At 65.3% G+C, this 21,212-nt stretch carries 18 protein-coding genes and 2 tRNA genes; 19 read left to right on the top strand and 1 reads right to left on the bottom strand.

Going from position 1 to position 21,212, the window contains the following annotated elements:
- The first annotated feature begins 82 nt into the window (after positions 1-82).
- Entirely contained in the window at positions 83-451 is a 369-nt protein-coding gene (locus VGG51_08815) for a glyoxalase superfamily protein (GenBank protein HEY1883127.1), read from the top strand.
- A gap of 25 nt (positions 452-476) precedes the next feature.
- On the opposite strand, the gene VGG51_08810 is transcribed toward VGG51_08815, so the two are convergent.
- Complete coding sequence (locus VGG51_08810) at positions 477-1,790, bottom strand: hypothetical protein (protein ID HEY1883126.1); 1,314 nt, start codon at positions 1,788-1,790, stop codon at positions 477-479.
- Between the two features lie 80 nt (positions 1,791-1,870).
- On the opposite strand from VGG51_08810, the gene VGG51_08805 reads away from it, so the two are divergent.
- The 18 genes from VGG51_08805 to VGG51_08720 all read left to right on the top strand — a co-directional run.
- A tRNA-Leu gene (locus VGG51_08805) sits at positions 1,871-1,952 on the top strand.
- Between the two features lie 31 nt (positions 1,953-1,983).
- Positions 1,984-2,055, top strand: a tRNA-Gly gene (locus tag VGG51_08800).
- Between the two features lie 12 nt (positions 2,056-2,067).
- The gene (tig, locus tag VGG51_08795) at positions 2,068-3,342 is read left to right on the top strand and encodes a trigger factor (GenBank protein ID HEY1883125.1); all 1,275 of its coding nucleotides are present in this window, start codon (positions 2,068-2,070) and stop codon (positions 3,340-3,342) included.
- 11 nt (positions 3,343-3,353) lie between these two features.
- Complete coding sequence (locus VGG51_08790; protein HEY1883124.1) at positions 3,354-3,962, top strand: ATP-dependent Clp protease proteolytic subunit; 609 nt, start codon at positions 3,354-3,356, stop codon at positions 3,960-3,962.
- 24 nt (positions 3,963-3,986) lie between these two features.
- A complete protein-coding gene (clpX, locus tag VGG51_08785) occupies positions 3,987-5,249 on the top strand; it encodes an ATP-dependent Clp protease ATP-binding subunit ClpX (protein HEY1883123.1) in 1,263 nt (420 codons plus the stop codon).
- Between the two features lie 189 nt (positions 5,250-5,438).
- Positions 5,439-8,048, top strand: coding sequence for a valine--tRNA ligase (locus VGG51_08780; GenBank protein ID HEY1883122.1), 2,610 nt, complete (start codon positions 5,439-5,441; stop codon positions 8,046-8,048).
- Positions 8,045-8,599, top strand: coding sequence for a bifunctional pyr operon transcriptional regulator/uracil phosphoribosyltransferase PyrR (pyrR, locus tag VGG51_08775; protein HEY1883121.1), 555 nt, complete (start codon positions 8,045-8,047; stop codon positions 8,597-8,599). The genes VGG51_08780 and pyrR overlap by 4 nt, the downstream gene beginning before the upstream one ends.
- Positions 8,583-9,491 carry an aspartate carbamoyltransferase catalytic subunit gene (locus VGG51_08770; protein HEY1883120.1) on the top strand — a complete coding sequence of 303 codons (909 nt, stop codon included), beginning with the start codon at positions 8,583-8,585 and terminating at the stop codon, positions 9,489-9,491. The genes pyrR and VGG51_08770 overlap by 17 nt, the downstream gene beginning before the upstream one ends.
- A gap of 3 nt (positions 9,492-9,494) precedes the next feature.
- Positions 9,495-10,733 carry a dihydroorotase gene (locus tag VGG51_08765; protein HEY1883119.1) on the top strand — a complete coding sequence of 413 codons (1,239 nt, stop codon included), beginning with the start codon at positions 9,495-9,497 and terminating at the stop codon, positions 10,731-10,733.
- The gene (gene carA, locus VGG51_08760) at positions 10,730-11,818 is read left to right on the top strand and encodes a glutamine-hydrolyzing carbamoyl-phosphate synthase small subunit (protein ID HEY1883118.1); all 1,089 of its coding nucleotides are present in this window, start codon (positions 10,730-10,732) and stop codon (positions 11,816-11,818) included. The genes VGG51_08765 and carA overlap by 4 nt, the downstream gene beginning before the upstream one ends.
- Positions 11,815-12,696, top strand: coding sequence for a hypothetical protein (locus VGG51_08755; GenBank protein ID HEY1883117.1), 882 nt, complete (start codon positions 11,815-11,817; stop codon positions 12,694-12,696). Before carA ends, VGG51_08755 begins: the two co-directional genes overlap by 4 nt.
- Complete coding sequence (locus VGG51_08750; GenBank protein ID HEY1883116.1) at positions 12,693-13,667, top strand: MoxR family ATPase; 975 nt, start codon at positions 12,693-12,695, stop codon at positions 13,665-13,667. The genes VGG51_08755 and VGG51_08750 overlap by 4 nt, the downstream gene beginning before the upstream one ends.
- A gap of 4 nt (positions 13,668-13,671) precedes the next feature.
- Positions 13,672-14,478, top strand: coding sequence for a DUF58 domain-containing protein (locus VGG51_08745; GenBank protein ID HEY1883115.1), 807 nt, complete (start codon positions 13,672-13,674; stop codon positions 14,476-14,478).
- A complete protein-coding gene (locus VGG51_08740) occupies positions 14,475-15,395 on the top strand; it encodes a VWA domain-containing protein (GenBank protein ID HEY1883114.1) in 921 nt (306 codons plus the stop codon). The genes VGG51_08745 and VGG51_08740 overlap by 4 nt, the downstream gene beginning before the upstream one ends.
- Positions 15,392-15,967, top strand: coding sequence for a pyridoxamine 5'-phosphate oxidase (gene pdxH, locus VGG51_08735; protein HEY1883113.1), 576 nt, complete (start codon positions 15,392-15,394; stop codon positions 15,965-15,967). The genes VGG51_08740 and pdxH overlap by 4 nt, the downstream gene beginning before the upstream one ends.
- 44 nt (positions 15,968-16,011) lie before the next feature.
- Positions 16,012-19,170 carry a carbamoyl-phosphate synthase large subunit gene (gene carB, locus VGG51_08730; GenBank protein ID HEY1883112.1) on the top strand — a complete coding sequence of 1,053 codons (3,159 nt, stop codon included), beginning with the start codon at positions 16,012-16,014 and terminating at the stop codon, positions 19,168-19,170.
- Positions 19,056-19,904, top strand: coding sequence for a hypothetical protein (locus VGG51_08725; GenBank protein HEY1883111.1), 849 nt, complete (start codon positions 19,056-19,058; stop codon positions 19,902-19,904). Before carB ends, VGG51_08725 begins: the two co-directional genes overlap by 115 nt.
- A partial coding sequence (locus tag VGG51_08720; protein ID HEY1883110.1) for a penicillin-binding protein 2 occupies positions 19,901-21,212 on the top strand: 1,312 nt, incomplete at its 3' end. The genes VGG51_08725 and VGG51_08720, both read left to right, overlap by 4 nt.

Here is a 21,212-nt window from a genome sequence, read left to right as displayed (position 1 = left end):
ACAGCGTCGGCACGACCTTCTCGCCTTATCCTCGGAGGTAAGCTGGAAAGACTTTCACGATGCCTGGCGGTAAATCTGAGCAATGGGACGTGTCGTACCGATTTTACGCATTCTCGACGTGGCGAAAGCAAAGGACTTTTATTGCGGCTTCTTAGGTTTTCAGATCGACTGGGAACATTATTTCGCTGCGAATCTTCCGCTGTACGCGCAGATATCGCGAGACGATGCCGTACTTCACTTGAGCGAGCACTTTGGAGACGGCACCTTCGGAGCGCACATTCGGATCGAGACGCCGGGGCTGCGCGCCTACCAAGAGGCGCTCCTCGAGAAACAGTACCGGCATTCGCGGCCCGGCCTGCGCAAACAAGAATGGGGCGAGATCTCGATGGCGATTGCCGACCCTCTTGGCAACGTCGTAACCTTTTACGAAACGTTGCCTAAAGAAGCGTAGCTGCAGCAGCGCCCGCCACGCGCCGCTACGGCGCCGCCGCCCAACTCTGCGTGATCTGCTTTAAGGTGGGTCGCGGCGTCAGCACGTCGAGTACGCCGCTCCCGCGCGAGACCGAGTTCAGCCCAAACCATGCCTCGTCGTTGCTGCATCCGGGATAGTGTCCGTTGAAGGCGATGTTGCCGACGTGCTTATCCTTGTTCCCGCTCTTCCACCACTCGTCGCTCCACTCAAAGTAGAAGCCGCCGGCAAGCACGCCGCCGTCTTCGAATCCGTCGCTCAGCCACCGGCCGTTGTTCCAGACCAGGTCGACGAGCCCCGGCATTCCTGGATCGCCGTTCTTAGGAAGCTCCTTGACGTCGCGGTTATCGGGGCCGGACTGTTTGTCGGGATGACACGCGCCGGGCTGATTGATGCCGTTGCGCCAGTCGTAGGTATTGGTCCAGTCGACGTGATACGCGGCGCTCGCGCCGTACTCGGTCAGCATCGTGGGTTTGCTCGTCGTCTGCTTGAGCTCTTTGAAGAGCGAGGTAAAGGTGCGTCCGCGGTAGATGTTAATTCCCCACGCGTCAACCGCCGCACCGAACTTCTCGCCCGCTTTGACGAAACCGATCTCCCCGTCGGGTTCGGAGGTCGTGACGATCTTGTCGGGATCGCCGCCGTCGGCAAAGCCCTTTTTCGCCGCCTTTGCGACCGTGTTGAAGCCTTGCCACCATTTCGCATTCGTGAGGAAGTTGTCGGCGCCGATCTCGTTGCTGATCGACACGCCGAAGACGGCAGGGTACTTCGCGTACTTCGCGTCGAGATCGTGATACTGCGTGGCCAGCGATTTGACGGCCCCGTCGTTGAGCAGTTTCTCGCCCGTAAAGTGGATGCTCATCAGAACGTAGACCGGCTTCTTCCCGCCGTTCCAGGCGGCGTTGAGGAACTTTGTGATCGGCCCGGTATCCTTGTCGAAGTCCGGCGGCACGACGTTGTAGACGTGGATCGCGTTGGCGCCTGCGGCACGGATGAGCGGAAGATCGCGCGACCAGACCGCTTCGTTGCCGTCGCGCAGCGCATCGTCGAGCATCGGCGGGTCGGAGACGTCCTTACCGATCGGCGTCGGCCAATAGACCAGGCCCTTAAGGAAGAACTTCTTCGCAGCGGCCGGCCGAATCGCCGAAGAATCCAGCCGGACTCGCTTGAGGTCGATGTAGCGGCCGTCGACGATGAACTCGGTGTCGACCTTCCCGGACGGGGCGGTCGAGGGCCCCGGCAGGGCCGTGTGAGGAATGTCGTTGGTGCTGTTGCACGCTGCAGCAAACGCAAAAAGAAGCAGCGCGATGGGAAGCTGACGCATCGGTCAATCATAGCAGAGCCACCAAGCGCCGCTACACCGGAAGGAAAAGCATCGGAGGCGTTCTATCTAAGGAGGTCGCCGGGCAAGTGGCGGAACTGGCAGACGCGCTGGATTTAGGTTCCAGTGGGGCGACCCGTCAGAGTTCGAGTCTCTGCTTGCCCATTGCGCGCTGCGCGCCAACGGAAGGGTTCGTGCGGAAGTAGCTCAGTGGTAGAGCATCGCCTTGCCAAGGCGAGGGTCGCGAGTTCGAATCTCGTCTTCCGCTAATTTATTAGATATGACCAGCTCGACTTTGACCCGACTCGCGCCCACCGAGGTGGCGCTTGAGTTCTCGATCGGTGCAGATGAGCTCGCGGCGGCCGAGGAGCGAGCCTACCGCAAACTCTCCAAAGGCGTGCGCCTGCCCGGATTCCGCGCCGGGAAAGTCCCTCGCAAGATTTTCGAGCAGACCTATGGCAGCGAAGCGGTCACGAGCCAAGCCGTTGAGGACGTGATTCCCGAGGTCTATGCCAAGGCGGTGCGCGAGCACGACCTCGACCCGGTGGATCGCCCCAAAGTCGAAGTGATCGAGGAGAGCGACGGGCGCCCGGTCCGGCTGAAGGCGACCGTCGAGGTCCGCCCGGCCATCGAACTCGGCAAGTACATGGGAATCAGCGTTGCTCGCCCGCCGATCGAGGTGACCGACGACGACGTGGAACGGAGCCTGGCCGCGCTCGCCAAAGAGCGTGCGACGCTCGTTCCGGTTGCCCGGCCCGCGGCCATGGGCGACCTTGCGACGATCGACTACGCCGGGACCATCGACGGCGTCCCGTTTGATGGCGGAAGCGCCCAAGGCCAGAGCGTCGACCTCTCCGAGGGCCGCTTCGTTCCAGGGTTCGTTGCCGGCATCGTCGGGATGAACGCCGGCGAAAGCCGGAACGTCGAGGTGCGCTTCCCCGATGACTATCCCTCGGCTGCGGTGGCCGGCAAGCCTGCCGTCTTCGCCATCAGCCTGCACGAACTCAAAGAATACGAACTGCCGGCAATCGACGACGAGTTCGCGCGGGCCGTTTCCAGCAACCAGACGGTCGAGGAATTGAGAGCCGACCTCCGCTACCGGCTCGAGGCCGTGGCGAAATCCCGCCGCCGCCGGGCCATCGGGAACGAGGTCGTCGAAAAGCTCCTCGCCAGCCACGATTTCGCGCTGCCGCCGACGATGGTCGAAGCGGAGCTCGACCGTCTGGTGGAGGATGCCGCGGCCGGCGCGGCCTCGCAGGGCGACGAAGATCTGCGAGCCTCGCTTCGCCCGGAGGCCGAATCGCGCGTAAAAACCACGCTTTTGGTCGAGCAGATCGCAAAAGCCGAAAAAGTCGCAGCGACGCCCTCGGACGTTTCCGAAGAACTCGAAACGCTCGCACGCCGATACGGTCAGCCGGCGGCGCGTATACGCAAGGCGCTAGGCAACAACTTGCTCTCCTTGATGGAGGGCATCGTGCGAACCAAAACGCTCGAGCTGCTGATCGATAGCGCGGAGGTCGAGGGCGACCAAGAAACTACGCGTTCGGTGTCGTAGTTAAACGATTCATGGGACATTTAGTACCGATGGTCGTGGAGCAAACGGCACGAGGTGAACGCGCCTACGACATCTATTCGCGGTTGCTCAAAGACCGCATCGTCTTCGTCGGCGGCGTGATCGACGACAATATGTCGAGTCTGGTCATTGCACAGCTGCTCTTCCTCGAAAAAGAAGACCCGGACAAGGACATCGATATGTACCTCAACAGCCCCGGCGGGAGCGTTACGGCGGGACTGGCGATGTACGACGCGATGCGCTTCATTAAGCCGGACGTGGCCACGATCTGCATGGGCCTGGCGGCCTCGATGGGGTCGATCCTGTTAACGGGAGGAGCCGCCGGAAAGCGGTATGCCCTTCCGAACTCCAAGGTCGTGATCCATCAGCCCTTTGTCCAGCAAATCGGCGGCCAGGCGACCGAGATCGAGATTGCCGCCCGCGACCTGGTCGCTACCCGGCATACGGTGGCGCGGATCTACCAGGAAACCACCAAAAAACCGCTCGACCAGGTTCTCAAAGACATCGAGCGGGATTATTATATGACTGCCCAGGAGGCCAAGGACTACGGGATAATCGACGAAATTATCGAAAACCGCCATGGCTTGCCGATACCGGCATAGGAGGTAGGGGGACCCCGGAAGCTGATGTTTCGCTTTGGAGACGACAAAGGTCAGCTGAAATGTAGCTTCTGTGGAAAGTCCCAGGAGCAGGTTCGCAAATTGATCGCCGGCCCAGGGGTCTATATTTGCGACGAGTGCATCGAGCTTTGTAACGAGATCATCGAGGAAGAGCTCTACAAAAACGTCGACGAGAGCCTGCGCCTACGCAACATCCCGAAGCCCAAAGAGATCAACCACATTCTCAATCAGTACGTGATCGGGCAGGAGCGCGCGAAGAAGTCGCTGGCCGTCGCGGTCTACAACCATTACAAGCGCATCAACGCCGGCGGCACGGCCGACGACGTCGAGCTTCAAAAGTCGAACATTCTGCTGGTTGGGCCGACGGGTTCGGGCAAGACCTACCTCGCACAGACGCTGGCGAAGATCCTCGACGTTCCGCTCGCGATGGCCGATGCGACCTCGCTGACCGAGGCCGGCTACGTCGGCGAAGACGTCGAGAACATTCTGCTGAAGCTCATTCAGGCGGCCGACTACGACGTCAAGCGCGCCGAAAAGGGCATCGTCTACATCGACGAGATCGACAAGATCGCGCGAAAGAGCGAAAACCCCTCGATCACCCGCGACGTTTCGGGCGAAGGCGTGCAGCAGGCGCTGCTCAAGATTCTCGAAGGCACCACGGCCAATGTCCCGCCGCAAGGTGGCCGCAAGCATCCGCATCAAGAGTTCATCCAGATCGATACGACCAACGTGCTCTTTATCTGCGGCGGCGCCTTCGACGGCCTCGAACGGATCATCGAGTCCCGGGTCGCGGCGAATAACATGGGCTTCCGGGCGCAGCCCGAAGGCAAGCGCGACATGCGGCTGGGCAAACTCTTCCAGCAGCTGATGCCCGAGGATTTGCTGCGCTTCGGCTTGATTCCGGAGTTCATCGGGCGTCTGCCGATCGTCGTAACGCTCGATGCGCTCGACGAGCTGGCGCTGCGCCGCATCCTCACCGAACCGCGCAATGCACTCGTTCGCCAGTTCCAGAAGATCCTCAACATGGATGGCGTCGACCTGCAGTTCACCAAAGAAGCGCTCGTCGCGATCGCCAACAAGGCACAGCGCCGCAAGACGGGTGCGCGCGGACTTCGCTCGATTCTGGAAGAGACGATGCTCGAGGTGATGTACGATCTCCCCTCACTGCAAGGCGTGAAGAAGTGCGTCGTCAACAAAGACGTCATCGAGAAGAAAGAGGCGCCGACGTTGATCTACCACCCCGACCAAAAGAAAGATATGCCGGCTTAGGGGCTACATTTGCCCCATCTCTTCGTCGCCGAGAGCCTCGATTACCAAGTCGTAAACTTCGGCTCTCGGCTCCTCGACCTGGGCCAAATCTAACCCCTAACCCCCGCTCCGGTTCGCTTTCACCAAGCTTCATCGTTCTGAGCGCTCTGAGAGGCGGCGTTGGCGGCGGTGCTGAACGCAGGCCCACCGATGGACCGCCCTAAGCAGTACGATCCGCAGGCGACCGAAGCGCGCCTGTACGCGCACTGGGAGCGCAACGGTTACTTTCACGAGGACCCGGATCCGGCACGGCCGCCATTTATCATCTGCATGCCGCCGCCGAATGTAACGGCCCGCGCGCATTTGGGGCACGGCTCGACCTACGCGCCGATGGACGTGCTGACGCGCTACCACCGAATGCTTGGGGACAACGCGGATTGGCTGCCGGGCCTCGATCATGCGGCGATCGCCACCGAGGCGGTGCTGATCAGAGAGCTCGGGAAGGAGGGCCGCCGCCGCGAAGACCTCGGCCGTGAAGCATTCGTCGAGCGAGCGTGGGAGTGGTCGCGAACGTACGGCGGCCAAATCTTCGAACAGTTTCGCCGGCTCGGCTTCGGGCCGGACTGGCAGCGCTCGCGCTTTACGATGGACGACGCCCTCTCGGCGGCGGTCCGGCGCGTCTTCGTCACCCTTTATCGCGACGGCCTGATCTACCGCGGAACGCGTCTGATCAACTGGGATCCGACCGCGAAGACCACCGTCTCCGATGCCGAGCTCGAATACGTCGAGCGCGACGGCACGCTATGGCGTATCCGCTATCCGTTCGATAAGAATGATCCCGATAGCGGCATCGAGATCGCGACGACCCGCCCCGAGACGATGCTCGCCGACGTCGCCATCGCCGTGCATCCCAACGACGAGCGATACGCGGCGCTCGTCGGGCGGAGCGTCTGGCTGCCGCCGCTCTTCGATCGTGCGATTCCCATCGTCTCCGACGAGGCCGTCGATCCCGAGTTTGGAACGGGTGCCGTCAAGGTTACGCCGGCGCACGATCCGACCGACTACGAGATCGGCCTGCGCCACTCGCTGGAGATGCCGTCGGTGATCGGACTCGACGCGCGCATAACCGGAGCGGACTGCAGCGTCGGTCCGTATCTGGGGCTGGATCGCTATGCGGCACGGGAACGAATCGTTGCCGACCTGCAAAAAAGTGGTGCGTTGCTCGAAGCGCAGCCGCACCGGCATTCCGTTGCCACGAGCGAACGCAGCGGCGATGTCGTCGAGCCCTTGCTGTCGCTCCAGTGGTTCGTTCGCATGGCGCCGCTCGCGAGGCCGGCGCTCGACGCCTACCGCGACGGACGGGTCCGCTTCGTTCCCGAGCGGCACGGACGCACCTACGAGCGCTGGCTCGAAAATATCCGCGACTGGAACGTCTCGCGTCAGATCTGGTGGGGACACCGGCTTCCCGTTTGGTACGCGCCCGACGGCCGCGAAGTCGTCGCCGAGAGTGAAGAAGAGGCGCGAGAGATCGCACGGCGCACCTACGGCACGACCGATCTTACGCGCGATCCCGATACGCTCGACACCTGGTTCTCGAGTGGCATCTGGCCGTTCTCGATTCTTGGTTGGCCGGAGGAGTCGCCGGAGCTGCGTTGCTGGTATCCGTCGCAAGCGCTGCTGACCGGCGGCGAGATCATTTTCCTCTGGGTCGCGCGCATGGTAATGCTGGGCCTCTACTTCATGAGGAACGTCCCGTTTAGCGACGTGGTCATCACCCCGCTGGTTTTCGACGCGGCCGGGCGGAAGATGTCGAAGTCGCTCGGCAACGTGATCGATCCGATGGACCTCGCCGACAAATACGGCGCCGACGCGTTTCGCCTCTCGATCCTGCGGCAGATGCGCCTCGAAAGTCAGGAGATTCGCTACCACGAGTCGCGCTGTGAGGAGGCGCGCAACTTCAACAACAAGATATGGAACGCAACTCGCTACCTGCTTGCGTTGCCCGAGGGTCTGCCGCAAGCCGCCACGCTCCCGGCCGCCGGCGCGCTAACCATCGCCGACAGATGGATCCTCACTCGCCTGCGCGAGACGGTCGTCCGCATGAGCGAACTGTTGAGCGCCTACGACTTCGGCAACGCGGCCGAAACCATCTGGCGTTTCCTTTGGTACGAGTACTGCGACTGGTATGTGGAAGCCACCAAAGCGCAACGGAACCGCCCGACGAGGGCGGCGGTGCTCTCATTCGTCTGGAACAACGCGATGCGTTTGCTCCACCCGATCGCACCCTTCATTAGCGAGGAGATCTGGCTCGCGCTGCCCCACGACGGACCGACGATCGTGACCGCGAACTGGCCCGACGCCTTCGAGATCCCCGCCTTCGACGAGGCGGCGGCGGAGTTTGCCGCCCTGACGCGCGCGATCGAACGCGTCCGCAACCTGCGCGCCGAGATCGGCGTGCATCCCAAGGAACGCATCGCAATTGCGGTGCCCACGAATGTCCCCGACGAGCCGGCCGAGCTGCTCGCACTCTTCGCCGCCGGCACCATCGAGCGCTCGGGGCCGGCTGGGGCATCGCTCGAGGAGGCGCTCGCCTCGGTCAGCGTTCACGCACCGCACGGCGTCCTCGAGGAGCGCTATCGCAAGGAAGTGGCGCACCTGCGGTCGGAGATCGATCGCGGAGAGAAAAAGCTCGGAAATGAAGCCTTCGTCGCAAACGCCGCGCCGCACGTCGTCGCGAAAGAGCGCGAGAAACTGCAGGGATACCGTCGCGACCTCGAGCGCGTCGAAGCGGCGCTGCGCGCGCTAAAGGAGCCCGCATGACCGCTACCGCGCCCTATCGTATTTTGGCCAAGCGTGACGAGATCGCGCGCGTCATCTCGCGCCTCGCGTACCAAATCGTCGAACCCAACGAGGCGCAGGACGAACTCGTCATCCTCGCCGTGCGCCGCGGGGGCGAGGCACTGGCCGTGCGAATCGCCGCCGAAATCGAACGGATCGCCGGCCGCATGCCGGCGCTCGGGTTCCTCAATATCAACCTCTACCGCGACGACCGAGTGACGCACGAGCTGCCGGAGTCGCAGATTCCCGTCGACCTCTCCGGGCGGCACGTCGTCATCGTCGATGACGTGCTCTACACCGGGCGCACGATTCGCTCGGCGCTCGACGCCGTCACCGACTTCGGAAGGCCCGCGGCGATCCGCCTCTGCGTGCTCGTCGACCGCGGCCTGCGCGAGATCCCGATTCAGCCCGACTATGTAGGCCGGTTTACGCCGACGTCGCGCAATCAGCGCGTAAAGGTCGTTCTCTCGCCGCAGCCCTCCGACTCGGACGAAATCGATATCCTGGGAACCACCGATGCGGATTCGCCGTAGCCTCCTCGATCTCGACGATCTGACCGCTGAAGAACTCGCGTACATTTTCGACCGCACGACGCAGTTCGAACAGACGCCGCCCGGGCCGAGGCTCGCCGGTAAAGCCTGCGTCAACATGTTTTTCGAGGAGAGCACTCGCACGTTCACCTCATTCAACCTCGCCGAACTGCGGCTGGGGGCCGACGTCGTGAACCTCGTCCCGCGCAATTCGAGCCTGGCAAGCAAAGGCGAGACGCTCGAAGATATGGCGATGACGCTGGGCGCGATGGGGATCTCCGTCGTCGTCGTGCGCCATCCGCAGGCCGGCTTCCCCGCGAAGATCGCGCTGGGCTTCGACGGGCACGTGATCAATGCCGGCGACGGCGCGCACGCCCATCCGACGCAGGCGCTGCTCGACATCTACACCCTGATCGAAGAGTTCGGCGATCTTGCCGGGCGCTCGATCGCGATCGTCGGCGACGTTCTGCATAGCCGCGTCGCGCATTCGGCGATTCGTGGTCTCGGACGGCTCGGTGCGAGCGTCGTCCTCGTCGGCCCGGAGCCGTTTCTGCCGTCCAGCTATGCCGGCAACGGCGTCCGCGTCGAACGCGATTTCGACGCGGTGCTGCCGGACGTCGACGCGATCGTTTTGCTGCGCATTCAGCGCGAGCGCTTCGCCGCGATGCCGATCACCGATACGGAGTACGTGAGCGCGTACCGGCTCGACGCACGAAGGCTCAAGTCGCTGCGGCGAGAGGCGATCGTCATGCATCCCGGGCCCTACAACCGCGGGATGGAGCTCGACGATTCGGTGCTGGCGTTCGCAGGCTGGCGCTACGCACGCCAGGTGCACCACGGCATCGCGATCCGAATGGCGGTTTTGGATCTGCTCGTTAACGCGAGAAGCCTATAACCGATGGAAGCCCTCCTCATCAAGGGCGGCAGGGTCGTCGACCCCGCGAACCGCTTCGATGGACTGCGCGACGTGCGGATCGGCGCTGGAGTCATCGAAGCGATCGGCGAGCACTTGACGGCGCGAGAAGAAGAGCTCGTCATCGACGCCCGCGGGTCGATCGTCGCTCCCGGCTTCGTCGACATGCACGTGCACCTGCGCGAACCCGGCTATCCCGAAAAGGAGACGATTGCGACCGGCACGGAGGCCGCCGTCCGAGGCGGCTTTACCAGCGTTGCCTGCATGCCGAACACGAAGCCGGCGCTCGACGCGCCGGCAACGCTCGAGCGGCTGCGCGAGCAAATCGCTCGCGAGGCTCGCTGCCGCGTCTACCCGATCGCCGCCATGACGCTCGGGCGTCTGGGCTTGGAACCGTGCGACTACGAAGCGCTCGTGCGCGCGGGCGCCGTCGCGTTCTCCGACGACGGCGACACGATCGCCGGCGCGCCCGTCGCGCTCGCGGTAGCGCAGCGCGGCCGCGCGGTCGCCGGCGTCTTCATTTCGCACTGCGAAGATCCGAGTTTCCCGAGTGCTGCGGGCCGGCCGCCGATGGCCGAAGACCTCGCCGTCGCGCGCGATCTCGTTATCGCCGCGGCGACGATGAAGAACTGGCACGTCGCGCATCTCACGACGCGGTGCGCGCTCGATCTCGTGCGCGTCGCACGCCGGCAAGGAGCGCCGGTAACGTGCGAAGTGACGCCGCACCATCTGATCCTTACCGGCGAGAGCGCGCGCGAGCTCGGCCCCGCGGCGCGCGTCAACCCGCCGCTGCGTGAAGAAGAAGACTGCGCCGCGCTGCGTGAAGGCGTTCGCGACGGCACGATCGATGCGTTCGCCAGCGATCACGCACCGCACACGAGCGCGGAAAAAAGCGGCGCCGGCGGAACCATCGCTCCCGGCTTCTCCGGCTTGGAGGTCGCGGTGGGCGCCTACGCGCACGCGCTCCCCGATCTGCCCGTCTCCCGCTTCGTCGAAATGCTGTCGACCAATCCCGCGCGCATCTTGGGAATCGCCGGCGGTTCGCTGGAGCGCGGCGCGCGGGCCGACGTCACCATCTTCGCGCAGCGCGAGTGGATCGTAGATCCGGCCGCGTTCGCATCGAAGGGTAAGTCGACGCCCTTTGCGGGCTGGAAGCTGCCCCGTAGAGTTCTGGCGACGATCGTCGGCGGCGAGCTTCGCTATCGAGCCGAGATTGCCGTATGACGGCGTTAACTCCGGCGGCGCTGTTCTTGGCCGACGGCAGCCGTTTCGACGGCCAGGGCCTCGGCGTCGAGGGCATCGCGCTAGGCGAGGCGGTTTTCTATACGGGGATGACCGGTTATGAAGAAGCGCTGACCGATCCGTCGTATGCGGGGCAGATTCTGACGTTCACCTACCCGATGATCGGGAACTACGGCATCTCGGGAAGTGCCGCGCAGTCCGGCCGCCCGTGCGCCGCCGCGACCGTGATCAAACAGATCGCCCATCACCCCTCACACCACCTTTCGAAGCAGAGCTTGCCGTCGTGGCTTGACCAATGGCTCGTTCCCGCCCTCGTCGAGGCGGATACGCGCGCGATTACGATTGCGCTGCGGGAACACGGAACGATTTGGGCGGCGCTGGCCGTCGGCGAGCCGGCTTTGCGCGAGGCCGAACGGAGCCTCGCCGACTACGTGCGCACCGCTAACACGAAAGCGCTCGTTCCCAGCGTTGCCGCGCGCGAGGCCTTCGTCGCGGCGTCCGGTCCCGGCCCCAGAATCGTCGTGATCGACTGCGGCGTCAAACGCGCGATCCTGCGGCAGCTCGAGGCGCTCGGGGCGGCGGTCTCGGTCGTTCCCTACGACGCGAGCGCCGACGAAGTGCTCGCACTCGAGCCCGACGCGGTCGTCGTCTCGCCCGGGCCTGGAGACCCGACCGATCTCACGCAGACGATCGACGCGCTTCGCGGGCTGGTCGGTCGCAAGCCGCTCTTCGGCGTCTGTTTGGGGCATCAGCTGCTGGCGCTGGCGTGCGGCGGCAGAACCTACAAGTTGCCGTACGGGCATCGCGGCGGGAACCAACCGGTGAAGGAGCTCGAGGCCGGGGCGGTGATCGTCACCGCCCACAACCACGGCTACGCCGTCGACGCGCAGTCGCTTCCCGACGATCTCGAGGCAACGATGACCAACCTCAACGACGGCACGAATGAAGGCTTCCGTCACCGCACCCTGCCAATTGCGGCGGTGCAGTTTCATCCGGAGGCGTCGCCCGGCCCATTCGACGCGCGCTATCTCTTCGCGAAGTGGCTTTCGGGAGTCTCCCGAGCTTGACGCGTCTCCTAACCGGCCTGGTCGCCGCCGCATTCGCGGCGCTTCTTTCCTGCAGCATGTGCACCGCACAGAGCCTGCAGCGGCTCTCGGTTGAGTCGTTCGTGCTTTCCGCCGACACGACTCGGCCGCGGGTCGACGCGCCCTTTCACCTCATCGTTTCGCTGCGCGTGCGCGAGCGCGTGAGCGAGATCAACAACATCGAACTGCCGCTGCTCGCTGCGCTCGAACTGCTCGGCGACGAGCGGGAGATCACGAGCGATTCTCACGGATCGCAGTACCGCGAAGTGATCACCGTCGTCGCCCACGACCCGGGAACGCTTGCGATCGCGCCGGCGACGCTGCAAGCCGTCGACGCGCGAGACGGCCACCCCAAAGAGTGGTACACGAATGACCTGAAACTCGTCGCGGGGCAATCCCCCGAGCGAATCGCCTCCAGCGTCCGCTCCGCGTTGCTCGGAGTGGTTTGGATCCTCGCGCCGCTCGTGGTGCTCGTCGCGCTCGGCGTCATCGTCCTCTTGGCGGTGCGTGCGGCGGCAAACCGCCCCAGAGTCGTGGTTCCAATCGTCCTCGAACCCGTCGCGCCGCCGCCTCCGCAGCGGACGCTTCGCCAGCAAATCGAAGACGCACTGGTGGTCTTGAGGGCCGAACGCACGAGAGCCGCCGCGGTACGCGTTCGCGCCGCCGTCTGGCGGACGATCGGCGCCTCCGAAGGGGCGACGCTCGCCGACGTGCTGCGCCGTCCCGGAACCGATGACGTGCCGCTGCGCGACGTGCTGATCGCGCTCGAGCGCAGTGCCTTTACCTACGACGCCGATCTTGCACCGGCGATCGAAGACGCGTGCGGCGCGCTCGAGCGGTACGCAGGATCGCTCGTATGATCGCGGCACGGGAACCGGGCGATCTTCGCGCCGCGCTCGCGAAGACGATCGTCGGACAAGAGGCGGTCATCGAAGGCCTGCTCCTCGCACTGCTCTGCAACGGCCACGTGCTGCTCGAGGGCCCGCCGGGGCTGGCAAAAACGCTGGCCTGCCGGTCGCTGGCCGCCGCGCTCGAAGGCGAGTTCAAACGGGTTCAGTTCACGCCCGATCTGCTCCCCAGCGACATCGTCGGCACGCGGATCTTCGATCAGCGGGAGAGCAGCTTCGCAACGGTGCTCGGCCCGATCTTTGCCAACGTCGTGCTCGCCGACGAGATCAACCGCGCACCGGCGAAGGTGCAGTCGGCGCTGCTGGAAGCGATGCAAGAGCGCCAAGTAACGATCGGACCGCAGTCGCACGCGCTGCCCGACCCGTTCGTCGTCATGGCGACGATGAATCCGCTGGATTCCGAGGGGACCTACGCGCTGCCGATCGCCCAGATGGACCGCTTTTTGATGAAGATCAACGTCGGATATCCGACCCGCGATCAGGAACGCGAGATCCTCGATCGCTTTGCGCTAGCCGATACGCAGCCGGTACGCGCGGTGGCGACGCTCGACGACGTTCGCAGCTGGCGCGCCGCAGCGCACGAAGTGCACATCGACGAGAAACTCAAGCGCTACATCGTCGACCTGGTGGCGATTACACGCGAGGCGGAGGGGGTGTCCGTACGTTCGAGTGGAGGCGCGACGCATCGCGCCTCGGAGCTGATCGACTACGGCGCGAGCCCGCGGGCGACGCTGGCGCTGGCCTTCCTCGCGCGCGGACGGGCGCTGCTCGACGGCCGGGACTTTGCGCTGCCCGACGACGTGCGCGCGGTGGCGGCGGCCACGCTGCGCCATCGAATCGGCTTCAATTACCGGCTCGCAACCGAAAACATCGCCGCCGACGAGGTGATCGCCGCCATGATCGCCGCGGTTCCCGCACCGTAGGGGAATGACGCTCCGAGAGGCGCTTCTGCGCGCGCGCCGGCGGCCGCGTCACTTCGGCGCCGGCTCGCCGACGATCTATCGCGGCGACGGCTACGAGTTTGTCGAGCTGCGATCGTACGTGCCGGGAGACGACGTGCGGCGCATCGACTGGGCCTCCACCGCGCGCTCGGGCGAGCTGCAGTCGCGCGTCGTGCTCGAGGACGTCACGCTCACGCTCGCCGTCATTCTCGACACCTCAGGCTCGATGTGCGTCGGCCGGCGCCGCCCGCTGCTGGCGGCCGGACGCGAGGCGCTGGACGATTGGTTCGGGGCCGCAATGTCGGACGATCGCTGCATTCGCGTCGACGGCGCGAATATCACGCCGGCGGCGCTCCAGCGCGGCTCACGACGGGCCGTCGCGCACCGCGACGCCGCGGACGAGTTCGACTTGGGGCGCACGCTGCGCACTGCGCGCGCGGCTCTGCCGCGCGGCACGGCGCTCTTAGCGATCTCCGATTGGTACGACCTTGGCGAGCAGTTCGATCGCGAGCTGGCCGATCTCGGGTCGCGTTTCGATTGCACTGCGCTCTTGGCGCGCGATCCTTGGTACGAGCAGCTGCCGCTGGCCGGGATCGTTCGTCTGCGCGGCGCCGAGGGCGGCGAACTGCGTGGCTACATTGGAAAGCGCGAGCGCGCGTCGTATCACGCGGCGGTGCGCGCGCGCGAAGCAACCCTGCTTCGCCGCTTCGAAACCGCGAACTGGCGAACCGGCGTGCTGCGCGAAGAGAGCGGGCGCGGTTCGCTCTTAGCCGCCTTTGGTTTACGCTCGTGAGCTTCGATCATCCGATTCGTCTGGTGGTGGGGATCGTCGCGTTGATCGCGTTCGGCTTTCTCTACGCGCTGCTGCAGCGGCGCGCGACCTCGCAAGACCTTGCTTACAGCAGCGTCACCTTCTTCGCGCAAGCCGCGAAGCCGCGAGCGTGGATCCCGCGCGCCCTACAGGCTCTTTGGATCGTGGCGCTGGGCGCCGTCGTGCTCGGGGCAAGCGGTCCGCACCTCTCGCTCTACCTTCCGGCGCGCGACGGGAGCGTCTTCATCTGTATCGATACGTCGGGCTCGATGTCGTCGACCGATGTCTTTCCGACACGCGCCGCGGCGTCGAAGGCAGCGGCCCGAGCCTTCATCGGCGAGAGCCCACCGGGCACGAAGATCGGCGTGATTGCTTTTGCGGGTGCGGCGGGCGTCGTCGTTCCGCTCAGCGCCGACCATCAGGCGGTGATCGCCGGGCTCGATGAGATTCCCGCGCCCAACGGCGCGACGGCGATCGGCGACGCGCTCGCGATGGCGGCGCGCCAGCTCCCGCCGCGCGGGCACCGGGTCGTTATCTTGATCACCGACGGCGTCAACAACAGCGGAACCGATCCCGCGGAAGTGGCGCAATACCTCGGCGCACATCACATTCCGATATATACCGTCGGCATCGGGACGCCCAACGGCGGACTCATCCCCGGGACGAACCAAGAAGCCACGATCGATGAGGAAGCGCTGCGCAGCTACGCAGGTGCCAGCGGCGGCGCGTACGCGCGCGTCGAGAATGCCGCGCAGCTGCGCGACGCGCTCGCGCGCCTGGGCCGCATCACCTCGCTGCAGAAACAGCACGTCGATGCATCCGTGCCGTTTGCCGTTGCGGGCGCGCTCGGCATGCTCGTCGCGTTTCTGCTGGGATTCGGCTTGGGCCGGTATCCGTGAACTCGCCGATCGAACTCTTGAACGGATGGATCGCCGATGCCGGCGGCGGCAGCCGCTTGGAGGCAATCGCAATGTGCTTGGCAACCGCCGACGCTCGGGCGCGCCCGTCCGCCCGCATGGTCCTGCTGCGCGGACTCGACGATCGCGGCCTGCGCTTCTACACCTCGTACGGAAGCCGCAAGGCGGAGGATCTCGCGGCAAATCCTTTTGCGGCCGTAACGTTCTACTGGCCGTGGATCGAGCGCCAAGCTCGTGTCGAGGGTGAGGTGAAGCAGCTCGCCGAGAGCGAGTCGGACGAGTATTTCGCGGCGCGCCCGCGCGGGCACCAGCTTGCTGCGTGGGCCTCCGAACAGAGCGCCGAGATCGAGTCGCACGCGCTGCTATCCGAGCGCTACGAGCACTTCGAGCAGCGCTTCGAAGGGGAAGAAGTCCCGCGTCCGCACTCCTGGGGCGGTTATTTGCTCGTACCGGACTACTTCGAGTTTTGGCAGGGCCGCCCCAATCGGATGCACGAGCGCACGGCCTACGAACGCCGCGGCGGCGATTGGCGCAGGCGCCTCCTGCAGCCGTAGCCGATAGGGACCGCAGCACCGCTCCCCAAACACAGAGGCCCGAAGTGTCGCGGCGGAACGTCATGGTCATCGGCTCGGGACCGATCGTCATCGGGCAGGCCGCCGAATTCGACTACGCCGGCGTTCAAGCGTGCCGCGCGCTGCGTGAGGAAGGCCATCGAGTCGTCCTCGTCAACTCGAACCCCGCCACGATCATGACCGATCCCGAGATCGCGGATGCGGTCTACTTAGAGCCGTTGACGACGGCCTCGGTCGAAGAGATCGTCGCGCGCGAGCGGCCCGACGCGCTGCTCCCGACGCTCGGCGGCCAGACCGGCCTCAACCTTGCCGTCGAGCTCGACGAAGCCGGCATCCTGCAGCGCTACGGCATCGAGCTGCTCGGAACGCCGATCGATACGATCCGCCTCGCCGAAGATCGCGAGCGCTTCAAGCTCAAGATGCAAGAGATCGGCGAGCCCGTCGCCGAGAGCGCGATCGTCACCGATATCGAAGCGGGCGTCGGCTTTGCGGAGATCGCCGGCTATCCGCTGGTCGTGCGTCCCGCCTACACGCTGGCGGGCACGGGCGGCGGCATCGTTTCGAACGAGGCCGAGCTGCGCACGACGCTGGACGCGGGGCTCTCGGCGAGCTTGATCCATCAGGTCCTGCTCGAAACGTCGCTGCTGGGCTGGAAAGAGATCGAGTACGAAGTGTTGCGCGACGCGGCCGACAACTGCATCGTCGTCTGCAACATGGAGAACATCGATCCCGTCGGGGTCCACACCGGAGATTCGATCGTCGTCGCTCCCTCGCAGACGCTCTCGGACCTCGAGTACCAAATGCTGCGCACCGCCAGCATCAACGTCATCCGCGCCCTCGACGTGCAGGGCGGCTGCAACATCCAGTTTGCGCTCCACCCCACTAGCAGCGAGTACGCGATCATCGAAGTAAACCCGCGCGTTTCGCGTAGCTCGGCGCTCGCGTCCAAAGCGACGGGCTATCCGATCGCCAAGATCTCGACGCGCATCGCGCTCGGGCAACGCCTCGATCAAATCGAGAATCCGGTCACCGGCGTAACGAAGGCCGCCTACGAACCGACGCTCGATTACGTCGTCGTCAAGATTCCGCGCTGGCCGTTCGACAAGTTCCCGATCGCGGACACGCTGATTGGAACGCAGATGAAGTCGACGGGTGAGGCGATGGGGATCGGGCGGACCTTTCGCGCGGCGCTGCTCAAAGCGGTGCGCGGCCTCGATCTCAACCGTGAGACGCTGACCGGACCGCTGCGCGAGTGGAGCGACGGCGAGCTCGAAGCGGTCATCGCGCGGCCGACCCACGAGCGCCTCTTCGCCGTCTGCGAACTGCTCGCGCGCAGTGCGGAACGCGGTGCGACGATCGAGCGGATCGTGGAACTCTCGGCGATCGATCGATTCTGGCTGCACGAGCTCGCGGAGCTCGTCGAGCTCGAACGACGCGCGCGCGGGGGCAACGGCGACGCGGCAACGCTGCTCGCGGCGGGATACTCGACCGCGAGCTTCGGATCCCCGAGCGGTGAGGGGAGCGCGTTTCGCATGGTCGACACGGCCGCCGCCGAGTTCCCGGCGAAGTCGCCCTACTACTATCTCTCGCGCGGCGAGCAGGATGAGATGCGCCCCACGCCGGCGCAGGCGGTCGTCGTCGTGGGAAGCGGGCCGATTCGTATCGGGCAAGGCATCGAGTTCGACTACAGCTGCGTGCACGCGGCTTGGGCGCTGCGGGCTGCGGGCCGCTCGCCGGTCGTCGTCAACAACAACCCGGAGACGGTGTCGACGGACTTCGACATCTCCGACACGCTGGTCTTCGAGCCGCCCGGCGCCGATGAGGTCGAGGCGGCGTATCGCGCGACCGCTGCCTGCGGAGTCATGCTCGCGTTTGGCGGACAGACGGCGATCAACCTCGCCGGGGAGCTGACCCGGCGCGGCGTCACGATCGTCGGAAGCGATCGCAAGTCGCTGGATATGGCGGAGAACCGGGAACAGTTCGACGCGGCGCTTTCGCGTTTGGACGTCGCCCGCCCACAGGGAAAGGCCGCGCGCAGCTTCCGTGAGGCTCGCGTGATTGCACGCGAGTTGGGCTTCCCCGTCCTGGTGCGCCCCTCGTTCGTGCTGGGCGGCCGCGCGATGGAGATCGTGTACAACGAAGCGCAGTTGGCGGCCTACGCGGAATCGGCGCCGCCGATCTTGCCCGAGGCACCGCTGCTGGTCGATAAGTACCTGCGCGGCCTCGAGGTCGAGGTCGACGCCGTCTTCGACGGCGAGGATGCGCTGATTCCCGGAGTCTTCGAGCACATCGAACGCGCCGGCGTCCATTCGGGCGACTCGATCAGCGTCTATCCCGTTCAAGTAACCACGCCCGCGATGGAGCGCCGCATCGCGGAGGTGACGCACGCGATCGCGCAAGAGCTCGGCATTCGCGGGCTGATCAACATTCAGTTCGTCGTACACGACGGCGGGCTCTACATCATCGAGGCGAATCCGCGCGCGAGCCGCACGGTTCCGATCATCCAGAAGGCGACCGGCATCAATCTGGTGGCCGCTGCGACGCGAATCGCGCTGGGCGAGCGGCTGCGGGATATGGAGTACGGCGTCGGCCTGCAGCCGCACGTTCCGTATGTCGTCGTGAAAGTGCCGGTCTTCTCGTTTTCGAAGATGCGCGGCGTCGAGACAATCTTGGGGCCGGAGATGAAGTCGACCGGCGAGGTCTTGGGGATCGACGAAAGCTTCGGCGGCGCGCTGCGCAAGGGTTTTCTCGCGGCCGGCATCCGCTTGCCGGGAAGCGGTGCGCGCGTCCTCGCCTCGATCGCCGACGAGAGCAAGGAAGAATCGGTGGCCGTACTGCGCGCCTACGCCGAGCTAGGGCATCGCCTCGTCGCCACGCCCGGTACCCACGCGCTGCTCGCAGCGGCCGGCATCGAGAGCGAGCGCGTCAACAAGATCGCCGACGGGTCGCCGCACGTGGTCGACATCATCGCCTCGCGCGCGGTCGATTTGGTGATCAACGACGCGAAGGGTGCCAGAGAAATCACCGACGACTACAAGATTCGCAGGGCCGCGGTCGAAGCGAGCATTGCGTGTTTGACGAGTTTAGATACGGCGCGGGCGCTGGCGGAGGCGCTCGCAAGCCGGGCCGGCCCTCCGCGCAGCCTTCAAGAGTACCGCAGCGCCTTGACGACGATCCGGACGTAGACGGCGCGCCGGACGAGCGGGTCTTCATTCTCGGCGGCAACGCCAGCACGATGGCCGCGACGAGCAGCTTTCGACCCACGAAAAAAGGCGATCGCGGCGGAGAAATCATCACGATTCGGCTCGTGCCGCTCGCCTGGACGCCGCGCGGCGTCGCGGTCGGCAGCGCGCTGCAAGATGTGGGGATCCCCCTCTCGGGCCTCTTCGATTGGATCGATCGCACCTTTCCGCCCGAAGACGAGGGGGCGTTCATCGCTTCGGTTCGAGATGTCGAGATATTGGCTCGTACGCACTGGGAGACTCCCTTCCCGCAGGTAGTCGACGAGCGCAGCGTTCTGAACCTCGAAGACCTCCCCGAGGCGGTCGCCGATGGGCTCGCGCAGCCGCCGAGCGATCTCGTTGCCTGCGCGGCGTGCCGCCGGCTCTGCGTGCGCAACGAGTTCCTTTGGAAAGAAAAGCAGCTCTGCGCCTGGGATCATCACGCGTCCGCGTTCGGTAAGCGCGGGCCGTGGCATGAGGGTCAGTACGAAGAGCGCCACTTCGAGACGATTCCCGACTGCGCGTACGTCGCGACGCCGCTGCTCGACGAACTCGGCGTCGAGGAGGTGCTTTCGATGGGCAAGGTTCCGCCGAGCGTCGCGCACGCGCTGGTGAACGCGTTTGTCGCGACGCAGCCGTCGCGAGCACACATGGCGGTCAAAACCGATGCCGGCTTCTCCCTGCTGCGCGAGGCATGACCAACCGCGCCATCCGCGACTTGGCCGCCTTCTTCGTCGTCCTGTTCATCGTCTTAGCGATTCGCCAGATCTATATTGCGTTGGTCGCGGCGCCGAAAATCGCCCAGCGCGCCGACAATCCGCGTCATGCCCTGCTCGACGCCGGCCGCGGTCGAATCCTTGCCGGCGACGGCACGGTCCTCGCGCAGACCGCGGGCGGGCGCCGCGAATACCCGCTGGGCGCGTCGCTGGCCGCACTCGTCGGCTACGATTCGACGCGCTACGGTGCCTCCGGCATCGAGGCAGCCTTCGATCGCGCGCTCTCGCCCCCCGACGCCAGCGGGGACGCGATCGCGCAGCTGCAAGAGCTTGCCGCAACCTTGCGGGGATCGACTGCACCGCCCCGCGGCGCCGACGTGATTACGACGATCGTTCCCGCCGTTCAAGCACAGCTCTTTGCTTCGCTGACGCGCTATTCGCGCGCGGCAGGCGTCGTGATCGACCCGCAGACGGGTGCGCTGCTTGCGATTGCGAGCGTACCGAGCTACGATCCCAACGACTTCGACGGGGAGTTTCCTTCGCTGCGCGGTGACGCCGGTTCTCCGCTGCTCGATCGCGCGCTCGACGGTCTCTATCCACCCGGCTCGACCTTCAAGATCTTCACGGCGGCGGCGGCGCTGGACAGCAACACGGTCGCGATGGATTCACATTTCGACGATCCGGGGTATCTCCAGATCGGTGACTTTACGCTGCACGACAACGAAAGCGAAGCAACGGGCTACGGCGATTTGACGACCGCCTTCGCGCTCTCGAGCAACGTCGACTTCGCGCAGATTGCCCTGAAGATGGGCACGGATACGTTCTATTCCTATCTCGATCGCTGGGGCATCGGCGCGTCGCTCGATTTTCAGCTTCCCGCCGAAACCAGCCGGGTGCCGCCCAAGGCGGCCATCGTCCCCGGCGAGCTCGCGCAGATGGGTTTCGGCCAGGGCGCGCTGCTCGTCTCCCCGTTGCAGATGGCCTTGATCGGTGCGACGATCGCAAACGGCGGGGCCGAACCGCGTCCGTACGTCGTGCGTCAGATCGTTCGCGACGGAGTTCCCGCAAGCGTCTCCGCCACCGGGACGCTCGCAAACCCGGTATCGAGCGACACGGCCGCGAAGGTAACGAAGATGATGATCGCCGTGGTCGAGCGCGGGACCGGCACACCGGCGCAGATCCCGCACGTGAGCGTCGCCGGGAAGACCGGGACGGCCACGAATCCGCTCGGTCGCTCGCACTCCTGGTTCGTCTGTTTCGCGCCGGCAGAGCATCCGCGGGTCGCCGTCG

It is taken from the genome of Candidatus Cybelea sp., from assembly GCA_036489315.1.
In the GTDB taxonomy this organism is placed as follows: Bacteria; Vulcanimicrobiota; Vulcanimicrobiia; order Vulcanimicrobiales; family Vulcanimicrobiaceae; genus Cybelea.
Note: the sequence above shows the minus strand (reverse complement) of the source record. Positions and strands in the feature narration are given on the sequence as shown.

Bases quoted from the DNA above. Each gene is read 5' to 3' on its own strand.
- VGG51_08815 (HEY1883127.1), top strand. From the start codon at position 83: ATGGGACGTGTCGTACCGATTTTACGCATTCTCGACGTGGCGAAAGCA.
- VGG51_08810 (HEY1883126.1), bottom strand. From the start codon at position 1,790: ATGCGTCAGCTTCCCATCGCGCTGCTTCTTTTTGCGTTTGCTGCAGCG.
- tig (HEY1883125.1), top strand. From the start codon at position 2,068: ATGACCAGCTCGACTTTGACCCGACTCGCGCCCACCGAGGTGGCGCTT.
- VGG51_08790 (HEY1883124.1), top strand. From the start codon at position 3,354: ATGGGACATTTAGTACCGATGGTCGTGGAGCAAACGGCACGAGGTGAA.
- clpX (HEY1883123.1), top strand. From the start codon at position 3,987: ATGTTTCGCTTTGGAGACGACAAAGGTCAGCTGAAATGTAGCTTCTGT.
- VGG51_08780 (HEY1883122.1), top strand. From the start codon at position 5,439: ATGGACCGCCCTAAGCAGTACGATCCGCAGGCGACCGAAGCGCGCCTG.
- pyrR (HEY1883121.1), top strand. From the start codon at position 8,045: ATGACCGCTACCGCGCCCTATCGTATTTTGGCCAAGCGTGACGAGATC.
- VGG51_08770 (HEY1883120.1), top strand. From the start codon at position 8,583: ATGCGGATTCGCCGTAGCCTCCTCGATCTCGACGATCTGACCGCTGAA.
- VGG51_08765 (HEY1883119.1), top strand. From the start codon at position 9,495: ATGGAAGCCCTCCTCATCAAGGGCGGCAGGGTCGTCGACCCCGCGAAC.
- carA (HEY1883118.1), top strand. From the start codon at position 10,730: ATGACGGCGTTAACTCCGGCGGCGCTGTTCTTGGCCGACGGCAGCCGT.
- VGG51_08750 (HEY1883116.1), top strand. From the start codon at position 12,693: ATGATCGCGGCACGGGAACCGGGCGATCTTCGCGCCGCGCTCGCGAAG.
- VGG51_08745 (HEY1883115.1), top strand. From the start codon at position 13,672: ATGACGCTCCGAGAGGCGCTTCTGCGCGCGCGCCGGCGGCCGCGTCAC.